Source organism: Bradyrhizobium sp. Leaf396 (assembly GCF_001424605.1).
Lineage (GTDB): Bacteria > Pseudomonadota > Alphaproteobacteria > Rhizobiales > Xanthobacteraceae > Bradyrhizobium > Bradyrhizobium japonicum_C.
The window spans coordinates 54238-78499 of sequence record NZ_LMQJ01000011.1 but is presented as its reverse complement, the minus strand read 5'-3'; the positions used below and the strand labels follow the sequence as shown (position 1 = coordinate 78499).

The following is a 24262-nucleotide window of genomic DNA, read 5'->3' as shown; positions in this document are numbered from 1 at the left end:
CAGAGCGGTTTGAGACCTCGAGCTATTTCGCGGGCGCCGGGGACGGGCTTGCCGCAGGCGAGGGGCTGGCGGCCGGCTGCGGTGCCGGGGAGCTGCCTGCTGCGGGCGCCGCCGGCTGGGACGCCGCGGCCGCTGCCTGCTGCGGCTGAGCGGCCGGATTGATCCAGCACGCGTGCACGCGGCTGTCCAAGGTCTCGGCGACCTTGGGATCGATCTGGCCGCCGAAGCGGGTCAGACAACGGAAGGCGGCCTGGATGTGGCCACCGGGACAGCCGAAACGGTCGTAGAGATCGAGGTGGCGGAATGCGGTATCCAGGTCATCGCGCCACATCAGGCGCACCACGCGGCGGCCGAGCCAGACGCATTCGGGATTGCCGGCCGGGCCGTTGATGACATGGGCTGCTTCCGCGAACTCGTCGGTGCGGCGCTGATTCTGGGCGGCGTCCTTGGCGGCGTCGGCGGGCTGGGCCGCCTTGCCCGGGTCGGGGGTCGGTGTGCCGCTCTGGGCGGAAGCGCTGCCGAGACCGGCGATGACGAGAAGGGAGGAGACGGCCAAGGCGGCGGCGAACTGCCGCAGGACCGCATTTCGTGACTCGAACACCCGTTGCCGCATGAATTCCTCAATGTAACCGCTGGCCGTCCGCGTCAGGATCCCGTGGACGGGTTGGTGATGGCGTCCAAATGGGTCTCCAATGCGGCGAGAAAGGCTTTGCGATTCCATGACCTGTATTTCGAATTTTGTCCAGCAAAGTCACGATGCTAGGCCGCGCTCGAACGACGGCGGTGAAATTTCCTTCGGGGGAGGAGCGGATCCGCGGTGAGGATCGGCATTCGGACACCCCCTTGGCAGACGGCGCCCGAGCAGGTAATCGACGGACCCTTCGCGGAGGACGGAACCGATTTCACTTCGTACGCCATTGGCGCTTCTGCTCGTTTCATTGGGTGCGATTGCCGCCGTGTGGTGGTGGCTGGCGACGCCAATCACGCTCGCACGCGCCCCGATCGATCCCGCCGAGAAGGTCCAATGCGTCTCCTATGCGCCGTTCCGCGGCGAGCAGACGCCGCTGGAAGCCTGGACCCATATCGAGGCCGAGCAGATCGAGCAGGACCTGCGCCAGCTCAAGGAAATCACCGACTGCGTTCGCACCTATTCGATGGAGAACGGGCTCGACCAGGTGCCGGCGATCGCGGCCAAGGTCGGCGGGCTGAAAGTGCTCCAGGGCATCTGGCTCTCCAGCAATCGCACCAAGAACTATGAGCAGGCCGGCCTTGCGATCCGCCTCACCAAGCAGTTTCCCGACATCATCACGTCCGTCATCGTCGGCAACGAGGTGTTGCTGCGTGGCGAGATGACGACGGCGGATCTCGTCTCGATCATCCGCCTGGTGAAGACGCAGGTCAGCGTGCCCGTCACCTATGCCGACGTCTGGGAGTACTGGCTGAAGAACCGCGAAGTCTATGACGCCGTCGACTTCGTCACGATTCACATCCTGCCCTACTGGGAGGATTTCCCCATCAAGGCGAAATTCGCCTCCGCCCATGTCCAGGCGATCCGCGAGCGGATGGCGGTGGCGTTTCCCGGCAAGGAGATACTGATCGGCGAAACAGGCTGGCCGAGCGAGGGCCGGATGCGTGACGGCGCGCTGCCGTCGCGCACCAACCAGGCGCGCGTCGTCTCGGAAATTCTCAGCCTCGCCAAGTCGCAGAAGTTCCGAGTCAACCTGATCGAGTCCTACGACCAGCCCTGGAAGCGCAAGCTGGAAGGCACTGTCGGCGGCTATTGGGGCCTGTATGACGCGGTGCACCGGACGCTGAAATATCCGCCGGGACAGCCGATCAGCAATTTCCCGTTCTGGAAATGGTACATGGGCGCAGGCATGGGCCTTTCCGTGCTGGTGTTCGCCGTCGCGCTCATCACGCTGCGCCGGCGGCCGTGGACGCCGCGCTTCGCGGCCTGGCTCGGCGTCGGCATCTCGGCGACCACAGCCGGCATCCTGCTCGGGATCGGCATCGACAAGATGTATTACGAGAGCTACGGCATCGGCGGCTGGCTGCTCTGGGGCGCGCTGCTGCTGGCCGGCATCCTGTCGCCGATCTTCTGCGCGCAGGCGATGGTGATCGGCCGCAGCCTTCCGACCTTCCTCGATCTGCTCGGCCCGCGCGAGGGCCGGAAGTGGTCGAAGCTCACCGCCGTGCTCGGCCTGACGCTGGCGGTGACGGCCGTGATCGCGGCCGCGACCGCGCTCGGCTTCGTGTTCGACCCGCGCTACAAGGATTTCCCCTACGCCGCGCTGACGATGGCCGTGGTGCCGTTCGCTCTGCTGATGTTGAACCGGCCGCAGATCGGCCAGCGTCCGATCGCGGAAGCGGTGTTCGCCGGCGTGCTCGCGCTGTCGGCGGCATACGTGCTGGTCAACGAAGGCCGCGACAATTGGCAGTCGCTGTGGACCTGCGCGATCTATCTGTTGTTCGCGCTCACGCTGTGGCGGGCGCGGGCCGAGCAAAGCCGAGAATGAGCAGGCCGATCGCGAGGCCCGACAGCACGACGTTGTAGAGCACGATGCCGAGGCCGGCGGCGATGATGCCGACGGTGAGCAGCACGATCGACGGACGCATCAGGTTCAGCGTCGCCACCACCAGCGCGACGATGCCGAACACCGAATTCTTGAACAGAACGGTCGCAACCGAACGCCCCTTGCAGATCAGCGTCTGAAGGCCGGCGTCGCAGGCAAGCGCGACCTGCGACAGCTCGATCGCGAGGTACCGCAGATAGAGCGCATAGCCGACGGAGGCGAAGCCGACGACGATCAGGAACTGCACCTGGTAGGGCGTGAGGCGGAAGGGCTTTTTTGTCATGGCGGCAATATGGTCGGCATGGCGCGGGCAGGCAACAGGGCAGGTGACACGGCAGGTGACGTTTCCGTCGATTCGGCCTGCCCCTGCATCATGCAGGAACAGGCGAGCGTCCGGCTGGTTCTGCACATTGTGGGGCCCAACGCAATTGCCGTCGAGGATCGAGCATGGACAAGCCAACGCAGGAGCAGCTCAGCGAGCTCAAGAGGCTGAGCAAGGAAGCGCGGGTGGAGGATTGGTCGGAAATCGTCCAGTCAAAGGACGAAGCCGAGACGCGGATCCGGGATCTGAAAGAGAAGGCGCGCATGGAATAGATCGCCGCCCGCGCCAGCGCGATCAGGCTCGGCCTTGCGTGTTCCGGCACTGCTCCGCGAGCCGGCGCTCGTATGTTTCAGTGCTCGAGCCTCGGCGAAACCTATTTGAATCCCAGCCGGCGCTCGACCCAGCCCAGAACGAACAGCACGAGCAACGTCACCGCGATGGCTGCTCCGACGAGCAACCAGGCTCCCAATGCGCAGGCAATGCCGAGGCCGGCCGCAACCCAGACCGTCGCGGCCGTGGTGAGACCATGAACGGTCTTCGACTTGCGATCGTGCAGGATGACGCCCGCACCGATAAAGCCGACGCCGCTCAGCACGCCGGTCACGACGCCCTGAATGACCCTGGAGATCGCATCCGGGTGGTCGCGCATGTTCTGGAACTCGATCACGGAGATCGACACCAGCGCGGAGCCGAGAGCCACCAGCGCCAGCGTGCGCATTCCCACCGGCTTGTCGTTCATATCGCGATCGATGCCGATGAGGAGCCCCGTCGCCGCTGCGACGAGCAGCCTCAGCACATCATCCAGTTCGTTCATCAAGATTCGCGCGCCTTTCGGGAGGGACGACGCTTCGAATGCGAAGCACAAGATCGCGAGCTTGCTGCGAAAGCGCGGCTCAGGCCAAGCGTCCGATAGTCGCATGCCCAAGGTCCACGACGGAAATCAGTATCACCGCCTGAAGAACGACGACAGCGTCGATCCGGCCGATGCCTCCGGTTTCGGCGGCGCGGGCGCAGGCTGCGCGGCCGGGGCGGGCGCGGGCTCCTCGCGCTTCGAGCGCTTCGATGGATAGCTGCGGCGGCGCTGCTGCTTCTCGGGCTTGGCGCTCGCGGGTGCGGTTTCGGCTTGCGGGACCGCGTCGGGGTTCTTCTCCGCGCTCTTGTCTTGAACCCGTTCCTGCGTCTTCTCTTGCGCCTTGTCCTGTCCCTTGTCCTGGCCGCCACGCATCGACAGGCGCTGGCCGTCGAATATCGTGGTCTCGCAGTGACGGTCGTTCTCGGCGAGGCTTGCGCAGAATTTCGCTGCGACGGCGGCGTTGACGAGGGGACCGGCGCCGAGGCGAAGCTGCATTCCCAGGCCCGTGGTGCCTTCCTTGATCATGATGATCGGCCGCAGCGCTGCGATTTCCGGATTGGACTTGGTAAGGCCGCGCCACAGCGCGCGCAGGCCGTCGACCGAGTTGGCTCCGCCGAGATCGATGGCAAAGCGGGTCTGCTGAACCGCGATGGCAGGGGATTCGCTCTCGGCTGCATCGGACGGCTTTGTTGTTGCCGCCACGACCTCGGCCGCCGCGGGCGGCTCGGCCTTCTTCTCGGCGGCGTCATGCTGAATGAGCTTCGGTGCGGCGGGATCCGGCGGTGCCATGATCGACTTGGACGGCACCAGCGGAATGGTCGGCAGCGCCGAATTGTTCGCCGGCGATTGTTGCATGAGCGAGGCTGCGGCAGCGGTCTGCGGCGGTGCGCTCGCGGGCTCCTTCGCGGTTTCCTTCTGCAAGGTTTCCTTCTGCGCATCCTTGGCCGCCTCGGTCCGCGGCTTCTCGCTCGGCGGCGTTGGCGTCGAGGCGACCGGTGCGACGCTGGGAGCTGCGGCCACGGGTGTTGCGTCCTGCGGCTTCGTGCCCTGCGCCGGCGCAGCGGCCTGCTTGGCAATGGCACCGGTGACGGAATCGAGCCCTTGCTCCAGCACGGTGACGCGCGAATACAGCCGGTCGCGATCGGTGTTCAGCGTCTCGATAGCGGCGGCGAGGCGGCGGGCCTCGTTCTGGCTTTCCTTGCTCAGCATCTGCAGCCGATCGGCCTGGCGCGCGAGATCTGCGGACGCCACCTGGTCGCGCCGCCAGCCGAGCTGGGCCTGGTTGGCCATGACGGCGACGACGACGGCCCCCACTGCGGCGACGCCCCACGAGCCCAGCCGCCACATCAAGCGCCGGTCGAACGCGCTTTCCTCGGCCAGAAGTCCGGAGAACAGGCCGCCGGTCTCCTTGGCGCCGAAGGCGTCCGCCAGTGGGTCGGAATCCTTTGCCATGAACGTTAAATGCCCAGCCCTGTCCGGCTTCCCCGAATCAATCAGGGAACATTAACAGGAAAAGCGTGCCGCACTTGAATTCCGGGCGTTTGCGGGGGTAGCGATAGCTTCCCCGAGGGCGCTCGCTGCCCGTCGCGCCAAACGATTCGGCCATATCTGACAGGATATCGATGACCGCCCGTTCCAGCCTCACGATCGTGCTCGCCGCCGGCGAAGGCACGCGCATGCGATCGAGCCTGCCGAAAGTGCTGCATCCGGTCGCGCATCAGAGCCTGCTCGCCCATGTGCTGGCCGCCGCTCCCAGGGGAACCGGCACCTCGCTCGCCGTCGTGATCGGACCGGATCATCAGGCGGTCGCGGACGAGGCCAAACGCATCCGCCCCGACGCGATGACCTTCGTGCAGGCCGAGCGGCTGGGCACCGCGCATGCGGTGCTGGCGGCGCGCGAAGCGATCGCGCGGGGCGTCGACGATCTCCTCGTCGCCTTCGGCGACACGCCGCTGATCTCGGCCGAGACCTTTGCGCGGCTGCGCGCGCCGCTCGCCAGAGGCGCCGCCATCGCCGCGCTCGGCTTTCGCGCCGCCGATCCGACCGGCTATGGCCGCTTCATCGTCGAGGGCGACCGCCTGGTCGCGATCCGCGAACAGGCCGACGCCAGCGAAGCGGAGCGCAGGATCGATCTGTGCAATGCCGGCGTCATGGCGATCGACGGGCGCCGGGCGCTTGCGATCCTGGACAAGATCGGGAATGCGAATTCCAAGGGCGAATATTATCTGACCGACGCGGTCGAGATCGTCCGCAGGCAAGGATGGGAGTCCGTGGTGATCGAGACCGGAGAGGACGAGGTGCGCGGGATCAACACCAAGGCGCAGCTCGCGGAAGCGGAAAGCGTGCTGCAGGCGCGCTTGCGCAAGGCGGCGATGGAGGCCGGCGTGACGCTGATCGCCCCCGAGACGGTGTATCTGTCCGCCGACACTGTGTTCGGCAAGGACGTCACCATCGAGCCGTTCGTGGTGATCGGCCCCGGCGTGTCGATCGCGGACGGCGCGGTGATCCACTCCTTCTCGCACATCGTGCAGACGACGCTCGGAAAGAAGGTCTCGATCGGCCCCTATGCGCGGCTTCGGCCCGGCACCTCGCTGGGCGACGGCGCGCGCATCGGCAATTTCGTGGAGACCAAGGCGGCGACGCTGGAGGCCGGCGTCAAGGTCAACCATCTCTCCTACATCGGCGATGCCACCGTCGGCGCCAACTCGAACATCGGCGCCGGCACCATCACCTGCAACTATGACGGCTTCAAGAAGCACAAGACGGTCATCGGGCAGGGCGCCTTTGTCGGCACCAATTCCTCGCTGGTCGCGCCGGTGACGATCGGCAACGGCGCCTATATCGGCTCGGGCTCGGTGATCACGAAGGATGTCCCTGACGACGCCATGGCCCTGGAGCGCAACCAGCAGACCATCCGGGAAGGCGGCGCTGCGCGCTATCGCGAGATGAAGACGGGCGGCAAGAAGCCGGAGAAGTGAGCGGCGCTATTCTTCGTCGGCGAATTCGGAGAAGATCGCACGGGTCAGGCGCCAGCCGCGCGGCTTGGCGCGCTTCACCGGCTCGCCCTCCGGATGCTTCATGAAGACGGGCTTGCTTTCCTTGCCGCGCTGGGGCGGCGGCCAATGCGCAAGGTGCGTGCCCGTGGTCTCGCTTGCGCGCACCGACATCGAAGACAGACCCTTGCGGTCGGACGAGCCTTTCATGGCCTTGTTCTCCTCATCGGAAGCGTTGGCCAAATTCGTTGACAACGAGTTAACGCACGCGGTTTAAGGTCGGCCAATTCGACGCAGGCGAAGCTCAGATCGCGATCCAGTGCTGTCTCAATCGGCAATAATTATTGAGTATCTGGTTCGCTGGGAATCTCGCTAAAAAACGAGCGCGTCGTTTAGGCGATTTTTCGACGATTTGGGGGATAGTGAACCGCATGTGCGGGATTGTCGGCATTCTCGGGCGCGAGCCGGTTGCAGAGCAATTGGTGGATTCGCTCAAACGTCTTGAATATCGCGGCTACGATTCCGCGGGCGTCGCCACGCTCGAGGGCAGGCACCTGGAGCGCCGCCGCGCCGAAGGCAAGCTGAAGAACCTGGAGAAGCGGCTGGAAGCCGAGCCCTTGAAGGGCACGACCGGGATCGGTCACACGCGCTGGGCCACCCACGGCAAGCCGACCGTCAACAACGCCCATCCGCACGCGACAGAGCGCGTCGCCGTGGTCCACAATGGCATCATCGAGAATTTCCGCGAGCTGCGCGAGGAGCTCGAGAGGAAGGGAACGGTGTTCCACACCGAGACCGATACCGAAATCGTGCTGCACCTCGTCGACGATCTGCTCGCGCGCGGCAACAAGCCGGTGGAAGCCGTCAAGCTGACGCTGGCGCGCCTGCGCGGCGCCTTCGCGCTCGGCTTCATATTCGCCGGCGACGACGACCTCATGATCGGCGCCCGCAACGGACCGCCGCTCGCGATCGGTTATGGCGACGGCGAGATGTATCTCGGCTCCGACGCCATCGCGCTCGGCCCGTTCACCGACACGATCAGCTATCTCGAAGATGGCGACTGGGTGGTGCTGACGCGCAAGAGCGCGACGATCTACGACAAGGACGGCTACGCCGTCCAGCGCGACAAGATCAGGCACGCGGCCTCGACGTCGCTGGTCGACAAGGCCAATTACCGCCACTTCATGGCCAAGGAGATCCACGAGCAGCCGGAAGTGGTCGGTCACACGCTGGCACGCTACGTCGACATGGCGACCGAGCGCGTTGCGCTGCCCGTGAACCTGCCGTTCGATTTCAACGACATTCGCCGCATCAACATCACCGCCTGCGGCACCGCTAGCTACGCCGGCTTCGTCGCAAAATACTGGTTCGAGCGCTTCGCGCGCCTGCCGGTCGAAGTCGATGTCGCCTCCGAGTTCCGCTACCGCGAGGCACCCTTGCGCAAAGGCGATCTCGCCATCTTCATCTCGCAATCCGGCGAGACCGCCGACACGCTGGCGGCGCTGCGCTACGCCAAGGCGGAAGGCGTGCACACGGTCGCCGTCGTCAATGTGCCGACCTCGACGATCGCGCGCGAGAGCGAGACGGTGCTGCAGACGCTCGCGGGACCCGAGATCGGCGTCGCCTCGACCAAAGCCTTCACCTGTCAGCTCATGGTGCTGGCCAGCCTTGCGATCGCGGCCGGCAAGGCCAGAGGTGAATTGTCCGAGGAGGACGAGACCAAGCTGGTCCATGGCCTCGTTGAAGTCCCGCGCCTGATGGCGGATGCGCTCACCAGCGAGCCCCAGATCGAAAAGCTCGCGCACCGGATCGCCAAGTCCCGCGACGTGCTCTATCTCGGCCGCGGCACCAGCTTCCCGCTGGCGCTCGAAGGTGCGCTGAAGCTGAAGGAGATCTCCTACATCCACGCCGAAGGCTATGCCGCCGGCGAGCTCAAGCACGGGCCGATCGCGCTGATCGACGAGACCATGCCGGTCGTCGTCATCGCGCCCCACGACCGCGTGTTCGAGAAGACGGTGTCCAACATGCAGGAGGTCGCCGCGCGCGGCGGCAACATCATCCTGATGACGGACGCCAAGGGCGCGGCAGAGGCGACGGTCGAGTCCCTTGTCACCATCGTCATGCCGGACATGGCGGCGGCGTTCACGCCGATGGTCTACGCCGTTCCCGTGCAGCTGCTCGCCTATCACACGGCTGTCGTCATGGGCACCGACGTCGACCAGCCGCGCAATCTCGCGAAATCTGTGACCGTGGAATAGGCAGTAGGGATATCGGACGGTCGGTTCGTGGTCTTCCAAAACCTGCTAGAAGACCCTAGCTTGTGTGCTGCGACCGACTTGGAACCCGAATGACCCCCCGCGACGACGCGCCTGCGCCTCTTGATCCCGTCCCGGAACCGCATACCGGCCTGATGGGCCGCTTCCGCAACTATTTCCTCACCGGCCTCGTCGTCACGGGGCCGATCGCGATCACGCTCTATCTCGTCTGGTGGTTCGTCACCTGGGTCGACGGCGTGGTGCGGCCGTTCGTGCCGCTGGCCTACCGGCCGGAAACCTATCTGCCCTACGTCATTCCCGGCTGGGGACTGATTGTCGCATTCTTTACGCTGACGCTGGTCGGTTTCCTCGCGGCCAATTTGATCGGCCGCACGCTGGTCGACGTCGGCGAGACGTTCCTAGGGCGGATCCCGGCCGTCCGCGCGATCTATCGCGGCCTCAAGCAGGTGTTCGAGACGTTGTTCTCGGGCAAGGGCTCGAGCTTCCGCAAGGTCGGCCTGGTCGAGTTTCCGTCGCCCGGCATGTGGTCGATCGTGCTGATCTCGCAATCGCCGAACGAGGACATCGCGCGCAGCCTGCCAGGGCAGGAAGAGCACGTTTCGGTGTTCCTGCCGTGCTCGCCGAACCCGACCACGGGCTTCTTTTTCTACGTCCCCAAGAGCAAGATCATCGAGGTCGACCTCACCGCGGAGGAGGCCGCGACGCTCATCATGTCGGCAGGCGTGGTGCAGCCGGGCTCGACGCCCGATTCGAAGAAGGCGGCGGCGCTCGCCGGCGTGGCAAACGCCGCGCGCATTGCAAACGCCTCGACGCTCAAGCCGGAGCCTGCGAAAGTGGAGTAGGGCCATTCCCGCGCGGGATGGGCCCCCTTCACGCCGGTGATCGCATCCTCTGCTAGTCTCCGCTCAGCCGGGCGTGTCGCTCGGAATTGAGCTGGAGTGCACGATGTCGAAGATGACGTCAAAGACCATTGCCATCCTCGCCCCCGGTGCGATGGGCAGCGCGGTGGCGCGCCGGCTCAGCGAGAACGGCGCACGCGTGCTGACATCGTTGCAGGGGCGCAGTGAGGCGACCCTGAAGCGGGCGGTGGACGCCGGCATGGTCGGCGCCAAGGACGACGCGATTGCGGAGGCCGACATCATCCTCTCGATCGTGCCGCCCAGTGAAGCGGTCGCGCTGGCAGAACGGCTGGCCGCGCTGATCTCCACGCGTGCCCACAAGCCCATCGTCGTCGACTGCAACGCGGTCAATGTCGAGACTGTGCGGCGGATCGGCGAGATCATCGCCTCTGCGCAGGCACCGTTCGTCGATGGCGGCATCATCGGTTTTCCGCCGCAGCCAGGTGGCAAGAGCCCGGCCTTCTACATGTCCGGTGAGCACGCCAGGGACGTCATGGTGCTGAAGGATCTCGGCCTCGACGTGCGGATCATTGAGGGCCCGGTCGGCGCGGCGTCGGCCTTGAAAATGTCGTATGCGGGCATCGTCAAGGGCCTCGCCGGGATCGGCTCGGCCATGGTGATCGCGGCAACGAAAGCGGGTGCGGCCGATGCGCTCCGCGACGAACTGGCACTGAGCCAGCCCGCGATTCTGGCGCGGCTCGAAGTGGCGTTGCCCGACATGATTCCGAAAGCGTATCGCTGGGTCGCGGAGATGCGGGAGATTTCCGGTTTCCTCGGGCCCGATCACCCGGCCAGCCAGATCTACGAGGGCTTCGCGCGCTGGTTCGAGCATCTGGCCGAAGATGCGAAGGGCGAGGGGGCGGACGCGGAGCTGATGAGGGCTTTTGCTGCGCGCGTCGCGCAAACGGGGGCCTGATCGTCAGCATGCACTTTGGCCGAGATTGTCGCGCTGTATTCACAACATCATTGCGAGCGCAGCGAAGCGGTCCAGAGCCCCCGCAGTAGTCCTGGATTGCTTCTTCGCTTCGCTCCTCGCGATGACGAGGGAGGAGACAGCGTGTCCAACGGCTAGCCCGCGCCGATCAGCGGGATCGCCTCGTCTCGCTCGTACAAATACAGCAGGCACCGCAGCGCCTCGCCGCGCTCGCCCTTGAGCTTCGGGTCGTCCTTCAGGATGCGTAGCGCTTCGTCTCGAGCCTGGGCGATCAGCTGGCCGTGCACCTCCGGGCGCGCGATGCGGTAGCCGGGCAGGCCGCTCTGGCGCACGCCCAAGACGTCGCCTTCGCCGCGCAGCTTCAAGTCTTCCTCGGCGATGCGGAAACCGTCGGTGGTTTCGCGGATCACCTTGAGCCGGGCTTTCGACATCTCGCCGAGCGGCTCGCTGTAGAGCAGGATGCAAGTCGACGCCTCCGAGCCGCGGCCAATGCGGCCGCGCAGCTGATGCAGCTGCGCAAGCCCAAAGCGCTCCGCATTCTCGATCACCATGATGGTCGCGGCCGGCACGTCGACGCCGACCTCGACCACGGTGGTCGCGACCAGGAGCCCGATCTCGTGGGCGGCGAACTGGCCCATCACGCGGTCCTTCTCCGTGCCCTTCATCTGGCCGTGCACGAGACCGACGCGTTCGCCGAAGCGCTTTTGCAGGCTCTCGAAACGTTTGGTCGCGTTGGTGAGATGCTCGGTGCCTTCCGCCTCGGACTCTTCCACCAGCGGGCAAATCCAGTAGACCAGTTTTCCCGATTGCAAAGCGCGGCCAACACCGTCCATGACCTCGCCAAGCCGGCTCATGGCGACGGCGCGGGTGTCGACGGGCTGGCGGCCGGCCGGCTTCTCGCGCAACTCCGAGATGTCCATGTCGCCGAAATAGGTCAGCACCAGCGTGCGCGGGATCGGGGTGGCGCTGAGCACCAGCACGTCGACGGCTTCGCCCTTCGATGTCAGCGCGAGGCGTTCGCGCACGCCGAAGCGATGCTGCTCGTCGACGATGGCGAGGGCGAGATCCCTGAAGATCACATCGTCCTGGATCAGGGCGTGGGTGCCGACGAGCAGGTCGATCTCGCCGTCGGCGAGCTGCGTGATGATCTCGCGCCGCTCCTTGCCCTTTTCCCGGCCGGTGAGGATCGCAACCCGCATGCCGGCGCGCTCGGCGAGCGGGGCGATGGTCTTGACGTGCTGTCGCGCCAGGATTTCGGTGGGCGCCATCAGCGCGGCCTGCTTCCCGGCTTCGGCGACCGCGGCGGCGGCCAGCAGCGCGACCACGGTCTTGCCGGAGCCGACGTCGCCCTGGAGCAGGCGGAGCATGCGCACGGGCTGCTTCAGGTCCTCCGCAATGGCCGCGGCGGCGCTGCGTTGCGAGGGCGTGAGCGCGTAGGGCAGGGCGTCGATGATCTTGTTGCGCAGGTGTCCGTCGCCGGCGTTGCGCACGCCGGCGGGACGGCGCAACTGCGCGCGAATCAGGGCGAGCGCGAGCTGGCCGGCCAGCAGCTCGTCGAAGGCGAGGCGCGACCAGAACGGCTGGTCCGGCAGGATGTCGGTGAGCTCGGCCGGCTGGTGCACGCGGGTGAGCGCTTCCGCAACAGGCGGGAAATTGCAGCGGCGCATCACCTCCGGGCTGATCCATTCGGGCAGCGCCGGCAGCTTTTGCAGCGCCTGGCCGATCGCGCGGCGCAGAGAGCCGAGCGCAAGTCCTTCGGTCAGGGGATAGACGGGGTCGATGCCGGAGAGCTTTGCAATCACCTCCTCGTCGAGCACGCGGTCGGGATGCACGATCTGCGGGATGCCGTCATACATCTGCAGCGTGCCCGAGACGAAGCGCTTCTCGCCGACCGGCAGAAGCTTCTCGACATAGCCCGGCTTGGCGCGGAAGAAGGTCAGCACGACGTCGCCGGTATCGTCGCTGGCATAGACCAGATAGGGCGCGCGCGCGTTGCGCGGCGGGGGCGGGCGGTGGCGATCGACGGTGACCTCCAGCGTCACCATGGTTCCGACGGCGGCGTCGCGCACCTTCGGCCGGGCCCGGCGATCGATGACCTGGCTCGGCAGATGCAGCAGCAGATCCACCAGCCGCGGCGTCTCGCTCCGGCTGAGCAGATATTGCAGGAGCTTGTCCTGCTTGGGACCGACCCCGGGCAGGCTGGTCACGGGAGCAAACAGCGGGTTGAGCAGGCTGGGGCGCATTGGTGCAAACTAAGACCGTTTGCGGCCGTGATGGCCGGTTTTGTGCAAGACGTCTATGGCTTTATTCCGTCCCGACAATGATGCGGAACGTCCGGATCGGCCTAAGGCCAACCCGGACTCAACGCTGCCAGACGGCTTGAAAATTCGGGCTTTTGAACCGCTTGACCGGCCGGCCACGTTCGAGCTGATCGTGGGCTGCATGAGCTTCGTTTCGGGCCGCGATCGCCGTCAACTCCGCTTGCAGCCTGAGCAGCCCAGCCAGCCGGTCCAGCGCCAGCGCCTTGTTCCGATGTTGCGAACGTTCCTCGCGCGCGACGACGGAAAGGCCGCTCGGAACGTGAATGGCCCGCACCGCACTCTCGGTCTTGTTCTGGTGCTGGCCACCGGGGCCGCCGGCCCGGAACGCTTCGAAGCGTACGTCCTGGGCGTCGATGGCCTTCGGTACGTCAGGCAGCGGTGGCAGCTCGAAGATGCCGATGAACCAGTTCTTTCTCTTGTGATGGGGCCTCAACGGACTCTGCGCCGTCCATTGGATCACACCGATCCACGGACTGGCGAAGGCGGCCGCGGGATCGCCGTGGACGACGACGATGGCCGATGCCGGACCATGCGCGTCCGGATTTGGTCCCTCCAGATAGTCGGTGTCGAGACCGAGCGCGGTCGCCTCGGCAATGAGGAGAGCCGCCGTCTTCGCAACAGCGATCCGGCATTCCCCCGGACCGCGCCCGCTGGTCAACAGGAGCCGGATCATCGGCGATCCTCCTTCCAGCGCTTGCCGCGCCTGGCGTCCCGCACCGCGACGCTCGACTGCGCCCTCTTGAAGGTCAGCAGCGGCCGGAAGGTCGCCACGACGCGCGCGAGGCCGAACTCCACGAGGTCGGCGATGACGCGCTCGATGCTCTTGTAGGCGTCGGGCGCCTCCTCGGCGAGCAGGCCGCGATCGCCGCAGACGACGATGCCGCCGAAGGGATTGCGCTCCAGCCGTGCGACATCGGACTTCTTGACCCGAACGCGCCCGTGCATGGAGGCGCGATCGTACTTGCGGCCGGCACCGTGTGCGAGCGAAGCAAGTGCATCGCCCGGCATCTCCGCCAGTGGCTCGACCAGATAGGACAGCGTTCCGCGCGATCCCGGCACCGGCACCAGGCCGCGATCTGCGGGGGCGACTCCCTTGCGATGTAGCGCCAGGGCCTCGCCAGTTGCGTCAGCCTGTTGCTCGATCATGTTGTGCGCGAGGTCGCTGATGGGGCGCAGGCTCGCGCGTGCTGCCACTCCTGTCCGCTCAGCAATGATGCGACGATTGAGTCTTGCCCATTGCACGGCGTGATCGTGCGCCGCCAGATAGGCTTGTCCCCGGTCGCTTCCGATGGGGAGCGCATCTGGTCCATCACGCAGAGCCTGCTCCAGGATCGAGAAGCCAAGGCCCCGGGAGCCGGAATGGACCAGGACATAGGCAAGGTTCCGGTCGAGGCCGGCCCGCGCGGCCGCCTCAGGCGCGAGGATCTCGTCGATCGCTTGGACTTCGCAGAAATGGTTGCCGCCACCGATGCTGCCGAGCGCGGCATCGAATATGCTCGCGCCAATGCCCGCGTCGGCCAATTCGGTTTCCACACCGCCATCCCAGGGCCGGTCGAGCGCATGCATGCGTTCGGCCAGATGATCGAGCCGCAGCTTGCGTGCCGCGATGTCCAGCTCGAAGAGGCCCATGCCGCAGCCGATGTCGGAGCCGACCAGCTGCGGATAAATCCGGTCCGACAGAATGGCGCAACCGACGGGGCCATATTTGCCCGGATGCAGATCGGGCATGGCAGCGACGGCCCGGACTCCAGGTAGCCCAGCGACGTGTTCCAGTTGTAGTGTTGCGTTGCCTTCGATCCATGAATTGGACGAGGCGAAGATGTGGATCGGCGCGCGGCCGTCCACGTTGGCAGAATTGCCCATTGAGAAAGCTCTCAGCAGATAGGGATCGTCGGCACGCGCAAGGGAATGCGCATGATTTCCCTAACCGCGCGGCCAGCGCACGCGCAGTTTAGGCGATGCCCTCGACGGGGCGGCGAGACATGATCGTCATCGAGCCTTCTCCCTGATGATCGCGCCAAATGGGCGCCGGATCGGGGGAGACACATAGCGGCGAAATGGAGAAGTCGCAAGCCACAGGCGGTGTGCTTCCGGCGACAAAAGGCTGCTGACATTTGGAGGTGCAGGGCCTATATCACCCCCGCCCGGCACGTCCGGGCTTTCTGCGTTTGACTGGATCTGAGACATGACGGGAACGACACGATCGAGCGAGGGGCTGGACGACCGCCGCAAGCGGCTTCTGTTCCGCTGCTGGCATCGCGGCACGCGCGAGATGGACTTGATCCTCGGCCGCTTCGCGGATGCCGAGATCGGCAACCTGTCCGACGCCGAGCTCGACGAGCTCGAGCGCCTGCTCGAGGTCAACGATCCCGATCTGTATGCCGCCATCAGCGGCGACAAGGTATTGCCGGCGGACGTCACCGGCGCGCTGTTTGCCCGCATCAAGGCGTTCCCGATTGCGGAACGCGACGTATGAAGCAGGGGATGAAATCACCGGCCGAGCAGCTGACGCCCGGCCGTGCCCTGACGCTTGCCAATGTCGCGGAGGGCGCGGAAGGGCTCGTCGTCTCCGATCTCGCCCGAGCGATCGCTGCGCGGCCGAAGAAGCCGGCCGTCAGCCTCGCTGTGGTCTGCCGCGACGGCGGGCGCATGCAGCAGCTCGAGCGCGCACTACGGTTCTTCGCGCCGGATCTGCCGGTGCTGACCTTTCCGGCCTGGGACTGCCAGCCCTATGACCGCGTCTCGCCGCATGGCGGCATCCTGGCCCAGCGCCTGACGACGCTGGCGCGGCTGGCCTCGCTGACGGGCAGCGACAAGCCGCTGATCGTGCTCACGACCGTGAATGCCGTCGTGCAGCGCGTGCCCGCGCGCGAGCTCGTCGCCGCGCAGGCGCTGTCTGTCGCGCCCGGCAATGTGGTGCCGATGGATACCATCGTCGCCTGGCTCGAGCACAACGGCTACAACCGCTCATCGACGGTGCGCGAGCCCGGCGAATACGCCGTGCGCGGCGGCATTTTGGATCTGTTTCCGGCCGGCCTCGAGCAGCCGGTGCGCTTCGACTTCTTCGGCGACAGCCTGGAATCGATCCGCTCGTTCGACGCCGAGACCCAGCGCACGCTGCTCGACATGCGTTCGCTCGACCTCGTGCCGGTGTCCGAGTTCCAGCTCGTCACCGAGACCATCCGCCGCTTCCGCATGGGCTATGTCGCCGAGTTCGGCGCGCCCGAGCGCGACGATGCGCTCTACGAGGCCGTCAGCGAAGGCCGCCGTCATCCTGGCATGGAGCACTGGCTGCCGCTGTTCCAGGACAGGATGGACACCCTGTTCGATTATCTGCAAGGCGCGGCTGTCGCGATCGAGCCGCAGGCCGAGGACGCCGTGCGCGAACGCTTCAAGCAGATCCTCGACTATTACGAGGCCCGGCGCGAGGCAATGGAGCATCCCGGGGGCGGCGCCATCTACAAGCCGCTGCCGCCTGATCGGCTTTATCTGACCGAAGAGGAATGGGGCAGGCGCCTCGGCGATGTCCCGCTGGCGCGGCTGACGCCGTTCTCGGTGCCGACCGACGGCACCAGCGTGGTCGACGCCGGGGCGCGCAAGGGCCGTGACTTCGCGCCGGAGCGCAACGACACCAAGGTCAACGTGTTCGAATCCGTCGTCGCGCATGTGATGGCCCTGCAGGCCCAGCGCAAGAAAGTCGTGATCGCGCTGTGGACCGAAGGCTCGCGCGACCGCATGACCTCGATGCTGCGCGACCACAAGCTGGCACATATCACCAGCGTCAACAGCTGGCGGACGGTGCAGGCGACGCCGCGCAACGAAACCATGCTCGCCGTGCTCGGCCTCGAAAGCGGCTTCGAGACCGACGAGATTGCGCTGATCAGCGAACAGGACATACTCGGCGACCGCCTGGTGCGGCCGCGCAAGGCCAGCCGCAAGCTCGACAATTTCATCTCGGAGGTGACGAGCCTCACCGCCGGCGACATCGTCGTGCACGTCGATCACGGCATCGGCCGCTTCATCGGGCTGCAGACCCTCGACGTCGCCGGCGCGCCGCATGATTGTCTCGAGCTGCATTATGCCGCCGAGACGAAGCTGTTTCTCCCCGTCGAGAACATCGAGCTGCTGTCGCGCTACGGCTCCGACCAGACCAGTGTCGAGCTGGATAAGCTCGGTGGCTCGGGCTGGCAGACCCGCAAGGCCAAGCTGAAGAACCGCATCCGCGAGATCGCGGGCGAGCTGATCAAGATCGCCGCCGAGCGCATGCTGCATGAAGCGCCGAAGCTGCCGGTGCAGCAGGGCCTCTACGACGAGTTCTGCGCGCGCTTCCCCTATGACGAGACCGAGGACCAGCTGGGCGCGATCGAGTCCACGCTGAAGGACCTCGAAAAGGGCCGGCCGATGGACCGCCTGATTTGCGGCGACGTCGGCTTCGGCAAGACGGAAGTCGCGCTGCGCGCCGCCTTCGCGGTCGCGCTCGACGGCAAGCAGGTCGCGGTCGTGGTGCCGACCACGCTGCTGGCGCGCCAGCACTACAGGACGTTCAGCGAGCGATTCAAGGGCTTTCCTGTCAACGTCGCGCAGGCCTCGCGCCTGATCCCGACCAAGCAGCTCAACGAGGTCAAGAAGGGTCTTGCCGACGGCTCTGTCGACATCGTCGTCGGCACCCATGCGCTGCTCGGCAAGGCCATCAAATTCCGCGATCTCGGCCTTCTCATCGTCGACGAGGAGCAGCATTTCGGCGTCAGCCACAAGGAGCGGCTGAAGGCGCTGCGTGCCGAGGTGCACGTGCTGACGCTGTCGGCGACGCCGATCCCGCGCACGCTGCAGCTGGCGCTCACCGGCGTCCGCGAGCTCTCGATCATCGCCTCCCCCCCGGTCGATCGCCTCGCGGTGCGCACCTTCGTCGCCCCGCACGATCCCCTGATGATCCGCGAGGCGCTCTTGCGCGAACGCTATCGTGGCGGCCAGGCGTTCTATGTGGTGCCGCGCATCGACGACCTCGCCGAGGTCAAGGACTTCCTCGACAAGAACGTGCCGGAGATGAAGGTCGCGGTCGCGCACGGCCAGATGCCGCCCGCCGTGATCGAGGACATCATGACGGCATTCTACGACGGCAGGTTCGACATCCTCTTGTCGACCACCATCGTGGAGTCCGGCCTCGACATTCCCAACGCCAACACGCTGATCGTGCACCGTGCCGACATGTTCGGCCTGGCCCAGCTCTATCAGCTCCGCGGCCGCGTCGGCCGCTCCAAGCTGCGGGCCTATGCGCTGTTCACGCTGCCGGCTCAGCAGAAGATCACCGCGCAGGCCGAGCGCCGGCTCACCGTGCTGCAATCGCTGGAGACGCTGGGCGCCGGCTTCCAGCTCGCTTCCCACGACCTCGACATCCGCGGCGCCGGCAATCTCCTCGGCGAGGAGCAGTCCGGCCACATCAAGGAGGTCGGCTTCGAGCTCTATCAATCGATGCTGGAAGAGGCAATCGTCAACCTCAAGGCCGGCGTCTCCGAGCCCGCTGCCGACCGCTGGTCGCCGCAGATCACCATCGGCATGCCCGTGCTTATCCCGGACGACTACGTCAGCGATCTCTCGGTGCGGCTGTCGCTGTACCGGCGACTTGCCGATCTCGACACCGAGGAGGAGATCGAGAATTTTGGGGCCGAGATGCGCGACCGCTTCGGCGTGCTGCCGGACGAGGTGCGCTACCTCTTCAAGGTCGCCGCGATCAAGGCGTTCTGTCGCCGGGCCAATGTCGAGAAGATCGACGCCGGCCCGAAGGGCGCCGTCATCGTCTTCCGCGACAATTCCTTCGCCTATCCCGATCGCCTCGTGACCTTCATCCGCAGCTATGGCCAGGCAGCCAAGGTGCGGCCCGACATGAAGGTGGTGTTCCTGCAGGACTGGGAGACGCCCGAGGAGCGTCTTGCCGGCACCACGGAGATCATGCGGCAATTGGCGCAGCTCGCCGAGAGCAAGAAGGCGGCGTGAGCATGCAACTTCGGAGCCAGCGCGGTTCCGGAGTCTGCTTGCAGTGTCCAGACAGCGACATAACGTCACTTGCGGATCAGACGGCGCGAGGCCATATCCCGCTCATCGAGTTTCGGCCGAACGACTTGGCCTCGCCGCTGACAAGCGCGCCTGACTGACGACCCTCCCTCCAAATCTCGACGACGCCGACTGCGCCTCTCAGCGCGGTCCTGGACATATCATGTTGAAGGACGACCCCAATGACGACGGGAATTGTGAAGTGGTTTAACAGCCAGAAGGGTTTCGGCTTCATTCAGCCGGACGAGGGAAGCCAAGACGTTTTCGTTCATATCAGCGCGGTTGAACGCGCAGGCTTGAATACCCTCAACGAGGGGCAGAAGGTTTCTTTTGAAATCGTTGCAGACCGCCGAACTGGCAAGTCTGCGGCCGAGAATCTGCGCGCCGAATAGGTGCCGCAATCGTCATGATGAAGCTTTGACCACGGATGTACTGGCAGAGCTTCGGTTCTCTTGACCCGCGGCCGGTTTACCGGCTGCGGGTTTTTCATACCGGTTGCGGATTGACCCGCCATCGAAACGACTGAGAAACGACTGAGGTGGCAAGGGTGCCTGTTAACATCGATCCGGACCGCGAACACGACGACATCATGTATCCGCAGGTTCTGCCGTTCCTGTTGATCCACGCCGGATGCGTCGCGGCGATCTGGACGGGCGTCTCGTGGCAAGCGGTCGGGCTTTGCGTCGCGCTGTACTGGCTGCGCATGTTTGCGATCACGGCCGGATATCACCGGTACTTCTCGCACCGGGCCTACGCGACCAGCCGGGTCTTTCAGTTCATCCTTGCCTTCCTTGCTCAGAGCAGCGCGCAGAAAAGCGTGCTGTGGTGGGCTGCCAAGCACCGCCATCATCACCTTCACTCGGACACAGCGCAGGACGTGCATTCGCCCCGGCACAAGGGGTTCCTCTACAGCCATGTCGGCTGGATCTTCTATCGTCAGCATGATGGGACCGACCTCGTCAAAGTGGCCGATCTTGCCTCGTATCCCGAACTGATGTGGCTGCACAGGCTGGAGTTGCTGCCGGCAGCTGCGCTGGCGGGTCTGTGCTTTATCGTTGCCGGCTGGTCCGGACTCGTGGTCGGCTTCCTCTGGAGCACCGTGCTGCTGTATCACGCCACGTTCTGCATCAACTCGCTGGCCCATGTTCACGGACGCAAGCGGTATGTGACTGGTGACGACTCCCGAAACAACTGGCTGCTGGCCCTGTTGACCATGGGTGAGGGGTGGCACAACAACCATCACGCCTATCAGGCCAGTGCTCGACAGGGCTTCTACTGGTACGAGATCGATCTGACCTATTATGTCCTGGTGGTCTTGTCCTGGTTCGGGATCGTCCGGGACTTGAAGATGCCTCCCGCTCAGGTCCTGCGCAATCAGCAACGGTTGGGATCGCGCGTGGTCAGGCAGGCGGCGGAACAGCTCGCCGCCCGTTTCGATTCCGAGCGCATCGCGCTGGCGATCCGGACCTCGATCCATGAAACCGAATTGTCGGTCCGTGATGCTCTCACTCTGTTGCAGCAGCGTGCCGGCGAACGTTTGTCCAGCATGCCAACGCGCGATCAGCTGCTGGCTGAAGCGCAGCGCATGTTCGTGAAGACCATATCGCTGGACGACATTGTCGACCGTGCCTACGAGCTCCTGAACGATTCGGTCGGTCTGCTCCTGGCGGCTCCCGCTGTGTCGATTAAGGCGAAAGCGGAGGGTGGCGTTTAGCGCGGCGATACCCATATAGGGGTATGACACATTGGCAGAAGTCCAGTTCGCGGCAAGCACCCAAGTCCAAGGCCGAACTCCGGGAGATGCTGACCGAAGCGGTCCGCAACACGCGACCCGTCCCTAGCCGAAGCCAGGCAAAGGCGCCGCCGATCCCCGAAGAGCCGTCTATTTCCAATCAGGCGTTCAAGGTCCTCCCGGCCGTTCGCTAACCGGAGCAGGAGCCGTATGCGCAAGTTTCCCGATCCCACCGACCAAGAACTGAGTGAGGGGCCGCAAGCCGTGGCCTTCCAAATCGCGAATGGGAACACGCGACAGAACTGTATCCTGCAAACGAACTTGCCGACCAAGGTGCAAGCGCAGCGATATCTTCTCGCGAACTGGCCGGCCGTCGAGAAGATGGCCCGCGACGCTCTCGCGCTGGGGAAGTTCGAGAACGGCGAGATCAGGCTCGTGATGCCGTAGAGGTAGCGGCCGGCGTCAACGAACCCGTCAAGTCAAGAGATACTTTATCGGCTACGACGCCGCCCGCGACGCCTCTGCGGACAGCCGTGCCAGCAGGGACCGCGCTGTGTCCGACGGCGACAGCGAGTCCACGCTGACGATGGGATCGCTGCGCATCTCGTGCTTGCCGTTCGAAGTGTGCCGCATCACCGCCGACAGGCGGCGGGCGATCATGTGGGCGGTGCGGAAATCGGTCTCGGCGAACACGACGATGACCGAGCCATCCTTCTGTGCAGTGCCAAAATCCATCTGCCGCATCAGACGGCTGAGGATGCGCGCGGCATCGAGCTGGGCGCGGGAATTGTTGGCGTCGAAGGCGAAGCGCGCGACCGACAAACCGCCGCCGCGGGCGAGCGTCTGCTCGACCGCCTTGGCGAAATCGCGGGCGAAGGCTTCCACCGTCAGGAGGCCGCTGCGCGGATCGAGCCAGCCGCCCGCATCGATCGAGCGCAGCGTGCGGCTTAGCTGCGCTTCCATCGCGTGTTGACGAATCAGCGGCAGCGCATTGGCGGCGATTCTTGCCGGCTCGCCCGGGATCAGCTCGAGATTGGGAAGGTCGTAGGTCTGCGTCAGCTGGTGCGCGGTGACGATCACGGGCAGGCTGCGGAAGCGGGTGTCCTCGGCGAGGACGGTGAGAAATGCGTCGGTGACGCGCGCGGTAAAGCCTTCGGCGAGCACGACGCCGTCAAGGTCGCGGGTATTGAGGTGTTTGGCGGCGGCCTCGATCGAGAGCGCGCCGACCACGCCGACGCGTTCACCGAACGCCACGGAGAGCGCGGGATAGGCCGCGCCGCGACCGATCAGGAGTACGGTCGCATCGCGTGCGGGATCGCCCTGCGGCAGCGCGACCTTCACTTCGGGTAGCCGGCGCAGCACCGTGGCATGAAGGGTGCGCACCCGCAGCGCAGCGCGAAGCCGTGCGATCAGCCGATCGGGATTGCCACCGCGCGAGGAGAAGGGCAGGGCGTTGTGAGGCTGCATGCCCGCCGCATCGAGGGCCACGAAGGGCAGGTAGGGCGATTGATCCGCGATCTTCCTTGCGAGCGTTGCGATATGGGGCTGGTGTCCGGCATGCATCGCGGCGAGGACAGCGGCCGGCTGCACCTCTTCGACCGCGCGTGTCGCGCCAGCCCAGTCGGTGTCGACGACCGGAAAGAGCCGGGCCTCGTCGAGCGCCGCCACGAAACCGGGGCGTCCGGCATCGGACACAAACAGGATCGGGCCCGCCTGGGACATCGCAAAACTCTGATCACGCAACAGATGCCGCGCAATCTAGTTCGGCCGGCTTAATGCGGCGTCAACGGAACTGGCAAAACTGTGTCTAGGCCGGCCCGGAGCGATCGCGAAAAGCCTCGACCATCAGAGGGTTAAGCCCAAGCTCGCTGAGCGCCTCGCGGGCGCGGGCATTGTCCTGGGCGCGTCCGGCCAGCCGGTGACCCGAGAGGCGGTCGGGCAGCGCCGTGAGCAGGGCGCCCTGGCCGAGCCGTCGGGCCCATTCCTGGAGATCGTTGGAAAGGAAGCGGTAGCCGCCGACGGCCATGATGCCGGAAGGGGGCGCAGTGATGCAGATCGCGCCGCTCGGACGGTCGAGCCGTGCCGCATAGCCCGTGTCGACATAGTCGCGGGGCGGCTGCGCCGTCAGCGTCTCGCCGACTGGCTGCGGCGGAGCATAGGCCGCGATGGGCACCATCGCGCCGCGCAGGCCGAGCGTGCCCTTCGGGGTCAGCAGGATCTCGCCGGCAATGGAGGACCCGGATTGTTCGCGCGGGGCGCCGTGCGGCCCGGGCATGACCGGCACCGGCATGCCGTCCTCGCCGCGGCGGGCGCCGAACAGCCCGGCCTCGCCGAACAGATAGACGTCGGTCAGCGGTGCATGCGGCGCGATCCAGGCATCGCTTGCGGCGACCTGCTCGGGCGCGCGCCACAGGCCGATGACGTTGCGCAATGAGGGCATCCGCGCCGCGAGGTCGGAAACGCCGAGGCGCAGTGCGAGCTGGGCCGGCGCGATCAGCACCTCGCATTCGTGCGCGTTGATCTGCTGCTCCAGCACCTCGTTCTCGAAGGGATGGTGCAGCGCCAGCGCGCCACCCGAGAGCAGCCACACGGCAAGGGAGGAGGCGAGGCCAGCGAACGACATCGGCGCGAACGCCGCCATCACGGTCGCGCCCTGCTTGATGTCGGCTTCGAGCGACATCGCGAGTCCACCGGCGATCAGGCTGAAATGCGGGCGCGGCACCGGGCGAAAGCCCTCGGCGGTGACGTCGAAGGAGATCATAGCCGCCTTGCGGCCGTCCTGGATCACGGCCCGCGTGGTGCCGGGCGGGCGCGCCAGCACGTCGTCGAGCGACGCCATGCCTTCGGGCAGGTCGCTTCCGAAGCCGTAGACGTGCCGGATCGAGAAGGCTTCTGCGGCCGCATGCATCGCAAGATCGGCGTAGCTGACACCATCGACCGTGCTCATGGTGACGATGGCGCGCGCCGCGGTGCGGTTGAGGGCGGCTGTCAGTTCCGCATGCCGCCAGAGCAGCGGCAGCACGGCGACGACGAGGCCGGCGCGATGGGCGGCGAGCACGGTGAGCACGAACTCGACCGTGGCAGGCAGCTGGATCGCGATGACGGAGTTGGCGGGCAGGCCGGATTCGACGAAATGCGCCGACAGCGCCTCGATGGCCGTATCGGCCTCGGCATAGGTCATCCGCCGCGGCTGGTGCCCGGTCACGCGCGCCTTGTTGAGGGGATCGAGCAGAGCGAGCGCGTGCGGCTGTCGCATCAGCGTGCGCTGAAACAACGTGTCGAGCGTCGGCGATATTGCTGGCTGGTTCACG

At 65.9% G+C, this 24262-nt stretch carries 21 protein-coding genes; 11 read left to right on the top strand and 10 right to left on the bottom strand.

Going from position 1 to position 24262, the window contains the following annotated elements; genetic code table 11:
* Window positions 1-22: 22 nt before the first annotated feature.
* Entirely contained in the window at window positions 23-613 is a 591-nt protein-coding gene (locus ASG57_RS12825; protein WP_057196445.1) for a hypothetical protein, read from the bottom strand.
* 343 nt (window positions 614-956) lie between these two features.
* On the opposite strand from ASG57_RS12825, the gene ASG57_RS12820 reads away from it, so the two are divergent.
* A complete protein-coding gene (locus tag ASG57_RS12820; RefSeq protein ID WP_024341926.1) occupies window positions 957-2516 on the top strand; it encodes a glycoside hydrolase family 17 protein in 1560 nt (519 codons plus the stop codon).
* Here ASG57_RS12820 and ASG57_RS12815 read toward each other — a convergent pair.
* Complete coding sequence (locus tag ASG57_RS12815; RefSeq protein WP_024341925.1) at window positions 2476-2856, bottom strand: hypothetical protein; 381 nt, start codon at window positions 2854-2856, stop codon at window positions 2476-2478. The genes ASG57_RS12820 and ASG57_RS12815 overlap by 41 nt on opposite strands.
* A gap of 164 nt (window positions 2857-3020) precedes the next feature.
* Here ASG57_RS12815 and ASG57_RS37715 point away from each other — a divergent pair, with 164 nt between their 5' ends.
* Window positions 3021-3167 (top strand): hypothetical protein, encoded by a 147-nt coding sequence (locus ASG57_RS37715; protein WP_155248678.1) that lies wholly within the window; start codon window positions 3021-3023, stop codon window positions 3165-3167.
* Between the two features lie 101 nt (window positions 3168-3268).
* On the opposite strand, the gene ASG57_RS12810 is transcribed toward ASG57_RS37715, so the two are convergent.
* Entirely contained in the window at window positions 3269-3709 is a 441-nt protein-coding gene (locus ASG57_RS12810) for an MgtC/SapB family protein (protein WP_024341924.1), read from the bottom strand.
* Between the two features lie 132 nt (window positions 3710-3841).
* Window positions 3842-5200, bottom strand: coding sequence for a hypothetical protein (locus ASG57_RS12805; RefSeq protein ID WP_024341923.1), 1359 nt, complete (start codon window positions 5198-5200; stop codon window positions 3842-3844).
* A gap of 170 nt (window positions 5201-5370) precedes the next feature.
* Here ASG57_RS12805 and glmU point away from each other — a divergent pair, with 170 nt between their 5' ends.
* Window positions 5371-6726, top strand: a complete 1356-nt coding sequence (gene glmU / locus ASG57_RS12800) for a bifunctional UDP-N-acetylglucosamine diphosphorylase/glucosamine-1-phosphate N-acetyltransferase GlmU (RefSeq protein ID WP_024341922.1) — start codon at window positions 5371-5373, stop codon at window positions 6724-6726.
* Between the two features lie 6 nt (window positions 6727-6732).
* On the opposite strand, the gene ASG57_RS12795 is transcribed toward glmU, so the two are convergent.
* Window positions 6733-6951 carry a hypothetical protein gene (locus ASG57_RS12795; RefSeq protein ID WP_024341921.1) on the bottom strand — a complete coding sequence of 73 codons (219 nt, stop codon included), beginning with the start codon at window positions 6949-6951 and terminating at the stop codon, window positions 6733-6735.
* Window positions 6952-7172: 221 nt separating this feature from the next.
* Between ASG57_RS12795 and glmS the strand changes: the two genes are divergently transcribed.
* The 3 genes from glmS (at window position 7173) to ASG57_RS12780 (ending at window position 10832) form a co-directional block, all read left to right on the top strand.
* A complete protein-coding gene (gene glmS / locus ASG57_RS12790; RefSeq protein WP_024341920.1) occupies window positions 7173-8999 on the top strand; it encodes a glutamine--fructose-6-phosphate transaminase (isomerizing) in 1827 nt (608 codons plus the stop codon).
* 89 nt (window positions 9000-9088) lie between these two features.
* The gene (locus tag ASG57_RS12785) at window positions 9089-9859 is read left to right on the top strand and encodes a DUF502 domain-containing protein (protein WP_024341919.1); all 771 of its coding nucleotides are present in this window, start codon (window positions 9089-9091) and stop codon (window positions 9857-9859) included.
* A gap of 103 nt (window positions 9860-9962) precedes the next feature.
* Window positions 9963-10832: an NAD(P)-dependent oxidoreductase gene (locus ASG57_RS12780; protein WP_028145805.1), complete on the top strand. Its 870-nt coding sequence runs from the start codon at window positions 9963-9965 to the stop codon at window positions 10830-10832.
* A 152-nt stretch (window positions 10833-10984) separates the two neighbouring features.
* Here the strand turns inward: ASG57_RS12780 and recG are convergent, their stop codons facing one another.
* From recG to ASG57_RS12765, 3 genes are all read right to left on the bottom strand, one after another.
* On the bottom strand, window positions 10985-13093 hold the full coding sequence (recG, locus tag ASG57_RS12775; RefSeq protein WP_057196444.1) for an ATP-dependent DNA helicase RecG: 2109 nt from the start codon (window positions 13091-13093) through the stop codon (window positions 10985-10987).
* A gap of 118 nt (window positions 13094-13211) precedes the next feature.
* Complete coding sequence (prfH, locus tag ASG57_RS12770; protein ID WP_057196443.1) at window positions 13212-13844, bottom strand: peptide chain release factor H; 633 nt, start codon at window positions 13842-13844, stop codon at window positions 13212-13214.
* Complete coding sequence (locus tag ASG57_RS12765; RefSeq protein ID WP_057196442.1) at window positions 13841-15034, bottom strand: RNA ligase RtcB family protein; 1194 nt, start codon at window positions 15032-15034, stop codon at window positions 13841-13843. Before ASG57_RS12765 ends, prfH begins: the two co-directional genes overlap by 4 nt.
* 322 nt (window positions 15035-15356) lie before the next feature.
* On the opposite strand from ASG57_RS12765, the gene ASG57_RS12760 reads away from it, so the two are divergent.
* The 5 genes from ASG57_RS12760 to ASG57_RS12740 all read left to right on the top strand — a co-directional run bounded on the left by ASG57_RS12760 (window position 15357) and on the right by ASG57_RS12740 (window position 21398).
* On the top strand, window positions 15357-15647 hold the full coding sequence (locus ASG57_RS12760; protein ID WP_024341914.1) for an FAD assembly factor SdhE: 291 nt from the start codon (window positions 15357-15359) through the stop codon (window positions 15645-15647).
* Window positions 15644-19162: a transcription-repair coupling factor gene (mfd, locus tag ASG57_RS12755; protein WP_057196441.1), complete on the top strand. Its 3519-nt coding sequence runs from the start codon at window positions 15644-15646 to the stop codon at window positions 19160-19162. Before ASG57_RS12760 ends, mfd begins: the two co-directional genes overlap by 4 nt.
* A gap of 239 nt (window positions 19163-19401) precedes the next feature.
* Complete coding sequence (locus tag ASG57_RS12750; protein WP_024341912.1) at window positions 19402-19611, top strand: cold-shock protein; 210 nt, start codon at window positions 19402-19404, stop codon at window positions 19609-19611.
* A gap of 197 nt (window positions 19612-19808) precedes the next feature.
* Window positions 19809-20933, top strand: coding sequence for an acyl-CoA desaturase (locus tag ASG57_RS12745; protein WP_057196477.1), 1125 nt, complete (start codon window positions 19809-19811; stop codon window positions 20931-20933).
* 228 nt (window positions 20934-21161) lie between these two features.
* Entirely contained in the window at window positions 21162-21398 is a 237-nt protein-coding gene (locus ASG57_RS12740) for a hypothetical protein (RefSeq protein WP_024341910.1), read from the top strand.
* A gap of 51 nt (window positions 21399-21449) precedes the next feature.
* On the opposite strand, the gene ASG57_RS12735 is transcribed toward ASG57_RS12740, so the two are convergent.
* Both ASG57_RS12735 and ASG57_RS12730 read right to left on the bottom strand, forming a co-directional pair.
* Entirely contained in the window at window positions 21450-22673 is a 1224-nt protein-coding gene (locus ASG57_RS12735; RefSeq protein WP_057196440.1) for a hypothetical protein, read from the bottom strand.
* An 85-nt stretch (window positions 22674-22758) separates the two neighbouring features.
* Entirely contained in the window at window positions 22759-24261 is a 1503-nt protein-coding gene (locus tag ASG57_RS12730) for a class I adenylate-forming enzyme family protein (RefSeq protein WP_024341908.1), read from the bottom strand.
* Between the last annotated feature and the right edge of the window lies 1 nt (window position 24262).